Below are 7,456 nucleotides of genomic sequence, written 5' to 3' on the forward strand. Positions count from 1 at the left end.
ACTTTCAAAGGTTATCGGTTGCGGGAAAAGAGCGGCCAGTTTCTCTAGTTGGACTATCCGATGACTTTGTAAGAGCAGGATTACTATCTGTAAGGTCAAATAGCTCGCCTCGCTAAGGTTTGCCTGTAAGCAAGCCTGATATAATGAAGGTAACATTTTTAATTTTTGAGTGGTTGTCCTAACCACTCTATTTCTTTAGGGGGTCGTTTGGCTAGACTCCCCGCTCTATCTAGCTTGTAGCCCCTCTGTCACCCCTTGAAGTTGTAAACATATATTCGGTTCGTTGTAGAGTTAGGTACTGCCAGGCTATAGAAAAAAGAGGAATTATGAAAATTATTCCACGGAGGTTTTTCCAACTTAAAAATACTGACCAAGCTTTAGGTTTCAAGGCTACGATTGGTTTTTCCGGACGAGGAGCATAGCTCGCTGCAAAAGGGGATTCATTCAATTTCATGGTGAGCAGCTCCATTTCCATATTGAAAATCTTCTACTTTTGATTCGCCGTACACAGTAACGATGGAAAACTTGGTTAATTCAAGGCTAAATTTTTTAACCTGTTCCTGCAATTCTTTCAGTCTTTTTTCTAAATCTTGCATTAGCTCTTTTATTCCCATTTCATTCAGTATTTCTTCCATCATATTGCTATCAGCTAATGAACATGACCAATATGATGATTTTCTTAGTACTGACTTGAATTCCCATTCTAAGTCATTTAATCTGCTGATGGATTTTTGATAATTTCTGACTTGAGCTTCAGCAAATTTTAAGTCTTCTTTAACTGTATTTATTGCCAAGAAATAGGAGGGATTTGGAGCGTTAACAGCCCGAGGATAACTGTGTAGAGATTCTGCTTGTTTCCGAATTTCTTCAAGCTGTTTATCTCTCTCTGATAAACAGTTTTCAAAAGACCGTCGGTGGTCTTCCTGAATTAATTTTATGGATTTATGGAGAGAGCGGCAAGCGACTCTTTGCTGAAGGATTTCAACCATTTTAGATGGTGACAGACTTGCATCTGAGACATAAATAGTCGTCAGTTCGTTTAAATCCTGAGAATTCATCTCGTTAATATTTATCAATCTAATAGTCATTTTATACCTCCTCATAATACTGTTGATATTTTTTTCTAAGTTGTGTAAGCGCTTTTGGGTACACAATAAGACGTCCTTTAAGGATTCCCGTCGCTAAGTTCAATAATCCTGCTAGAATAGGAGCAATAGACATGAACCAGGGCAAATCCTCTCGTTCTAGTAATAAATAAGCGCTCACAATAAACTCAGTGATTAAGTAAATGATACAGCCAAGACGATTAATAATTGAGATGACTGATGTTTCTAAGAAAGGTGCTTCAAAAAGTTGGAACAGATAGATGTATGTTTCCAGTCTCATCGCCCCAAATCGAGTTTTGCTTAGTCTATCTCTCTGAATATTTATCCAATTTAAGGTCGCTTTCGCGAATCCTTTGAGGCGTTCACGCATATACTCCTCGCTAACTTTGTTGTCGAAAAGAATACAGGCTATCAAAGAAACTGGAACGGCAAATAATATCTTTATATCGTCCCAATCCCCCGGCACTAAAACCATAGCCGTGTTAAAATTTAAGAATGCGATGATGCTCGTGGCGAACCAAGAAAAGAAATTATCTTTCAAAGAAGAGAAAGTACCTCTATCCATAAAACTCCTTTAGTACAATTCACAAATTTTAATAATCTGAAAGCGGCAGAACTCGGCTGCGGCAACTCTCCTCTGTGCGATCGCATAGCAAGGAAAGCGTTGTAAGAGGTCTTCCTGGTCCTGGGGATGAAGGTCTTCGGCGATGAGTCGATTAAATTCCTTTGATTGATTGATATTGACTCTTGCTTCCGACTCTGGCCACGGGTTAGATTCTGATTCTCGTTCGGTGTGGCCACTGGCATTAAATACATGGGAACTATTCCAACCGTTGCCCTCAAAGTGAGGGAAATTATCTAATTTTTTCATAATTTTGCCTCAGCTTTTCTTCTAGTTTCTTGGATAGCGTCCTTAATAACAAATTCCACGTCAGTATGAGCATATGTAACTTGGAGACCTTGCAAAGCAGTTTCTAGCTCTAAGCGAAATGATTCGCCGCCGTTGTTTGTAGCATTCAAAATGACTACAGAGCCACCTTTTTCAATGACATTTTTAACGGTAGTTCTCCAATCTTCAGGGCAAGGGGACTCCCCCTCGTTGGTTTCAACGAGAACCAACAAGACACTAGGCTTTTTTGAGGACTGGAAAACCTTGTTAGCTGTCCGAACAGCTGGACAAGTTAAAGTACCCTCTTTTTCGGTGGTGCTTACCGATTCACAGTGTTTTCTGGCCTGATTTGGATTGGTGGGTGTCAGAGTCTCATAAAAGTCTGGCTCACCATTGACTTGAATAACTTTTAATTGATCCCCACGCGAAATGGATTGTATTATGACCTGACAGGTTTTTTTCGTTGTAGCCTGAAACTCTTGATTATTTTGTGCGCTTTCAGAGGTGTCTTTCAAGACAACGATATCGACTGGATTCTTTTGATGGACTAATGAACAAGATGCCAAAGCGATAAGTGTGGAGACACTCATAAATCGAAGGAGCGATCGGTTCAGACTCTTTTTCATAAAATTACAAGGTAATAAAGTTTTCAGACTCAGGGAACTCTATCTTCCCCTGCGTCTTGATTTCGATTAGGCATTAACGTGGAACAATTTCTATTGTTTTATGCCGATGGAATGGGGGGTTTCTCAACATTTTTCGCGGGTTAGACACAATGGCTGAAAATCTACAGTTTTCGTTGAGGTGCGTCGATGCTTTGCCCAGCAAGGCTTTGAGCCTTATGACTGAGGTAACTATTGAGAATTATTATTAATAATGTCTATGCTTTTCAATATCCCACGAAAAATTGCTGTACAATCCTTATACAGCCTAGTTTTGCCAAGCTAGTCTTTTAACTTCTTAGCAAGTTTAATTAATGGAAACTTTTTATGGCCAAACCGTTGCACGACAACGGTTTATCTTTTCTTTTAACTTCTTAGCAAGTTTAATTAATGGAAACCGCCAAGATTTGCTCCTCGGGAAATTTGACAGTGGTTCTTGTATTGTTATCTTTTAACTTCTTAGCAAGTTTAATTAATGGAAACCTTTTATTGCCGTTCCGCAGGGGATTTTTAAATCTCTTTTAACTTCTTAGCAAGTTTAATTAATGGAAACATGGGATTGTGGGATCAATGTTGTCTGGATCAACATCAATCTCTTTTAACTTCTTAGCAAGTTTAATTAATGGAAACCCTTAACAGCTGCTTGGACCATAGGTTTTATGGTATCCAACTTTTAACTTCTTAGCAAGTTTAATTAATGGAAACCTTTTGGATATTTTTAAGTTCGTTTAGGAGCTTGTGGTTGGGCTTTTAACTTCTTAGCAAGTTTAATTAATGGAAACTTCTTTTCGCAGACAACCATATTATTATTTGTTGGGGAACAAACCTTTTAACTTCTTAGCAAGTTTAATTAATGGAAACATTTCCTGAAGTTCTTGTTCTCGATTATTGAAAAGTATCTTTTAACTTCTTAGCAAGTTTAATTAATGGAAACTTTTTCTTGTGATAAGATTTTGCGGTCCTCTATATTCTTTGCGCTTTTAACTTCTTAGCAAGTTTAATTAATGGAAACAAAAACAACTGCTCGATAGCAGTTGATTCTTCCTCTGTTATCTTTTAACTTCTTAGCAAGTTTAATTAATGGAAACAAAATAAAAGATAAGCTCGAGAGCAATATCCAGCAGACTTTTAACTTCTTAGCAAGTTTAATTAATGGAAACACGCGATACGCGCCTGTCCCTCTGCCAACACCGTTCCACTTTTAACTTCTTAGCAAGTTTAATTAATGGAAACCGTTGGGATTGTCGAGAAGTTTTATCCAACCACCTTTGCGGTCGGTGCTTTTAACTTCTTAGCAAGTTTAATTAATGGAAACTTTTGTAGGCTGCGTACAACCAAACGGGGCCCACACAACTTTTAACTTCTTAGCAAGTTTAATTAATGGAAACGTCTTGGCCTGCTTCTGTACTGCCTTCACTTCGGCTTGAGCCTGTCTTTTAACTTCTTAGCAAGTTTAATTAATGGAAACACCTACCACCAAAAGAACACTAGCAACAACAAAAATCTTTCTTTTAACTTCTTAGCAAGTTTAATTAATGGAAACGATGACTTCGCCTCCGTTGGCTACACACCCCTTCTCCAGCAGACTTTTAACTTCTTAGCAAGTTTAATTAATGTGAAGCTAACGATTAGTGAATAAAAAATCTCCTACTTTAATTTTCTAAGGAGATTTTTTTACTAATAAGGGTGAGAGATAAGATTTTGTTTTTTCTAGATTACATAATATTGTGGAGGGGGTTCAGGGTGTTTGCTACCGATAGTTAAAGTTTTTGAGGTAGCATCTTTTGAGAGCCAATAAAATCTAACATTATCTTCTTCTGGTTTAACTTTTTTTTTGACTTTTTCATAAAGTTCTCGCATTTCCGCTAAAGATAAAAAGCACTCAAACACAGAAAACTGTACTCTTTTACCGTATCCTTCCAGAAAGTTAGATAATTTAGTGCGTCTTTTATTGTCAGGAATATCGTAAACAATTAATACTAACATTAGGAGGCTCGAAAGAAAGGTTCATAGGCTATAGATGACAGCAAGCTACGTTTATACAGCCGAATTTGTAATTGAATGGCTTCTCGGTAAGAAATCTGAGATGAAATTTGAGAGTGGGTAACTTTTTCAGTCATTCGCTTCTCAAATTGATTCAGGAATAGTCGTCTCCCCTGTTCAGTTAAATAGATTCCTGGCTTTTCAGTTAAAGATTCAAAATCTTTAGATTTTAGGATAGATTGGTTAAATAAAGTTAACATTAAACTATCAACAATGGGCGACCGAAATTCTTCCATTAAATCGAAAGCTAAATAAGGTTTTTTCTTTTCACCATAATGAAAGTTACCTAAATAAGGAGAAAGACCTTCAGCAATAATTAAACTGAGAACATTGTTAAATAAAAGAGTGTAGCCAAAGCTTAAAAGAGCATTAACTGGATCGGTAGGAGGTTGACGATGACGTTGAGAAAAATTAAAGTCTGGGTTGATTATTAATTGTCCCAAAGCGGAAAAATAGCGAGCAGCACTAATCCCTTCGTAACCTCGTAAACTGTCAATATTATCTACCAACTTTAAAGCTTCAAGATCGGTATTAATCCCTAAAATTGCCTGTTCAATGTCTAAAATATTGCGCTGACGATTTAATCTTAGTAATAACTGTTTAGAATTGATTAACTTGCCTCGAACAATAGCTTTGGATGTATTCAATTGAAATTGGTGATCATTCTGGTGTTGAAACTGTAGTAATTCCACATTCAAATTAGATGCTTCTTTACTCCAAAGGTGTCCTTTATATCGCCCAGAAAGACTGAGGAACAAGACAGTAATTCGTGATTCTAAACAGGTAGCGATCGCTGGAGTAGATAAATTAATATTGCCAAACAGAAGAATTCTTTCCACATCTCGAATGGGGACTTCTATTTTATCCTTGTCTGGTACATGAATAAGAAACCGAAACTGTTCTTTCAACAAGCTTGTTCCCTGTTCTAGTAAATATAATGTAGCCATTGTCTGATTCCAAACATTTTTTTGAGGACGTGGCGCAACTTGTATTTGTTGTTGCTTTGGATTGGAAGTATTAGTGAGGGTTTTAATTTCCACAGAAGACATGATTAATTGCTGAGATATTTCTTCTTTTTCTGGTTGTAACTCTTCTGCGTCTGAACTTTTTTTTTCCAGTTGATAAATATTCGCCGACTCTCTGTGTTTTCCGATCTCCTTGTTTTTTCTTGGGTTTATCTACAGGAAAGATAGCATTTTCTAAAAAGCCATGACCTAAAAAACAAAACCCGTGTTCAAAGTCAGTAATTTGGGTTTTATCACGATTAATATTGAGCTTAAGAGAATCAAGTAGATCAACAACTTCCGAGTAAGCTTGTCTAATTCTTTCTTGAGTACGAGCTAAAATTAAAAAATCATCTGCATAGCGTACTAATTTAATATCCGAATTAGCAATAGTGTGATCAAATTTATCTAAATAGATATTAGCAAGCAAAGGAGAAATAACCGAGCCTTGAGGTATTCCTTTCTTTGGTAAATTCAATCCTTGCTCGCTTAATATGCCTGAAGAAATCCAAGCTTTGATCAGACATAAAATACCAGGGTGATCGATATATTGACGTAATTGGACAAGCAATATCTGATGATCGATATTATCGAAATACTGAACGATATCTGCATCTAACACCCATCGATATCCGAGATCACGCCAATCAGCGACTTTTTCTACCGCCTGAATATAAGATAGATTAGGACGATAAGCAAAACTACAAGGAGAAAAATGAGGTTCAACCAGAGGAGCAAGCACATTTAAAAGAGCTTGTTGAACAATTCGTTCTCTAACGGTTGGAATTCTTAATTCTCGCCATTTACCTCCTTCTTTAGGAATTTTGACTTGTTTGTAAGGGTGAGGGCAATAAGTGCTATTAGCGACTGCTTCTCTTAATTGAACAAGATTAAAATCTTGATTTTGAGCAAAATCATCAATGGTTTCAGCGTCAACTCCCGCACAACCGTTATTTTCTTTGACTTTCAACCAAGCTTGTTGGAAGTTAGACAAATTTAGAAAGTCGTTAACGATGGTTATCATCAGGCAAATCCCAAGAAAAATAGAATCAAGATGATTCTATAAATCTCTCGGAATGACCTCTTTCCCTAATCAACCCCTTCCTTATTCGGATAGAGACTGGAGTTTAGAATAAAGCCACTCAAGAGTAAGCTAGGTAAGGACTTGAGAAATTGGAGTATCTTCTAGGTTCTGTGTGAAAATGGTATAATGATAATACAGAACAGTAGGTCGGTTATATGGATAAATTTTAATCAACTCCTCAATTTATCAAATGTAACAGGTTCTTCGGTTTGTGTTGTACAATGGACTGGGGTTATAAGAGATGAAACCCTTATAGAGAAAGACGTTTGGCGATTTTTATCAAGTATTTTTGTCTAGAGCGAACTAATCAATTAAATTTTTTGCCAGATAAGGATTTAGCCGATTTCTGCCCCCTGATCGAATCATACCAAGTAACTAAGAACCGTGGCTCTTCGTTACCCTTTATGCTAAATCAACATACAAGATGCCAAGATAACATACTTCTAACCCAAAAATTCCGAAAGTTTCTAAAGCCATAGCCTCTCCGTTTTATTAGTTTAAGTTTATTGTTGATTCCCTCGACCACCCCATTCGTTGTCCTTCGCTCGAAATAACTAATGATTTCTCCAAACCAGTTTCGGATTGTTTGACAACTCTTGGTAAAAACACTGGAGGATTTTGCCAACCATTCCGAGATGGATAGCATTCCCTCTGTCGGATTCTCTGAG

Annotated in this window: 8 protein-coding genes, 1 pseudogene and 1 CRISPR repeat array; all 9 genes and pseudogenes read right to left on the reverse strand. The window is 37.0% G+C overall.

Translation table 11 applies throughout. From position 1 onward, the window contains the following. A pseudogene (locus tag O9334_RS11645) lies at positions 1–156 on the reverse strand (IS4 family transposase); the annotation flags it as partial. A 284-nt stretch (positions 157–440) separates the two neighbouring features. Continuing rightward, entirely contained in the window at positions 441–1,088 is a 648-nt protein-coding gene (locus O9334_RS11650; protein WP_288000342.1) for a hypothetical protein, read from the reverse strand. A gap of 1 nt (position 1,089) precedes the next feature. Then, positions 1,090–1,671, reverse strand: coding sequence for a hypothetical protein (locus O9334_RS11655; protein WP_288000343.1), 582 nt, complete (start codon positions 1,669–1,671; stop codon positions 1,090–1,092). A gap of 9 nt (positions 1,672–1,680) precedes the next feature. Then, a complete protein-coding gene (locus O9334_RS11660; protein WP_288000344.1) occupies positions 1,681–1,977 on the reverse strand; it encodes a hypothetical protein in 297 nt (98 codons plus the stop codon). After that, positions 1,974–2,585, reverse strand: coding sequence for a VWA domain-containing protein (locus O9334_RS11665; RefSeq protein ID WP_288000345.1), 612 nt, complete (start codon positions 2,583–2,585; stop codon positions 1,974–1,976). The genes O9334_RS11660 and O9334_RS11665 overlap by 4 nt, the downstream gene beginning before the upstream one ends. 359 nt (positions 2,586–2,944) lie before the next feature. Continuing rightward, positions 2,945–4,278: direct repeats of the CRISPR family, unit length 35 nt; unit sequence CTTTTAACTTCTTAGCAAGTTTAATTAATGGAAAC. Between the two features lie 89 nt (positions 4,279–4,367). After that, a complete protein-coding gene (gene cas2 / locus O9334_RS11670) occupies positions 4,368–4,643 on the reverse strand; it encodes a CRISPR-associated endonuclease Cas2 (RefSeq protein WP_002757558.1) in 276 nt (91 codons plus the stop codon). Beyond that, the gene (cas1, locus tag O9334_RS11675; protein ID WP_288000346.1) at positions 4,643–5,749 is read right to left on the reverse strand and encodes a CRISPR-associated endonuclease Cas1; all 1,107 of its coding nucleotides are present in this window, start codon (positions 5,747–5,749) and stop codon (positions 4,643–4,645) included. Before cas1 ends, cas2 begins: the two co-directional genes overlap by 1 nt. Continuing rightward, entirely contained in the window at positions 5,730–6,698 is a 969-nt protein-coding gene (gene ltrA, locus O9334_RS11680; RefSeq protein ID WP_288000347.1) for a group II intron reverse transcriptase/maturase, read from the reverse strand. Before ltrA ends, cas1 begins: the two co-directional genes overlap by 20 nt. Positions 6,699–7,200: 502 nt before the next feature. After that, positions 7,201–7,456 (reverse strand): transposase (locus O9334_RS11685; RefSeq protein ID WP_287730192.1); only part of this gene is annotated, 256 nt, incomplete at its 5' end.

It is taken from the genome of Microcystis sp. LE19-8.1F, assembly GCF_027531715.1.
Classification (GTDB): Bacteria; Cyanobacteriota; Cyanobacteriia; order Cyanobacteriales; family Microcystaceae; genus Microcystis; species Microcystis wesenbergii_A.

Excerpts from the sequence above, each read along its gene's own strand:
- O9334_RS11650 (WP_288000342.1), bottom strand. The coding sequence starts at position 1,088 with ATGACTATTAGATTGATAAATATTAACGAGATGAATTCTCAGGATTTA.
- O9334_RS11655 (WP_288000343.1), bottom strand. The coding sequence starts at position 1,671 with ATGGATAGAGGTACTTTCTCTTCTTTGAAAGATAATTTCTTTTCTTGG.
- O9334_RS11660 (WP_288000344.1), bottom strand. The coding sequence starts at position 1,977 with ATGAAAAAATTAGATAATTTCCCTCACTTTGAGGGCAACGGTTGGAAT.
- O9334_RS11665 (WP_288000345.1), bottom strand. The coding sequence starts at position 2,585 with ATGAGTGTCTCCACACTTATCGCTTTGGCATCTTGTTCATTAGTCCAT.
- cas2 (WP_002757558.1), bottom strand. The coding sequence starts at position 4,643 with ATGTTAGTATTAATTGTTTACGATATTCCTGACAATAAAAGACGCACT.
- cas1 (WP_288000346.1), bottom strand. The coding sequence starts at position 5,749 with ATGTCTTCTGTGGAAATTAAAACCCTCACTAATACTTCCAATCCAAAG.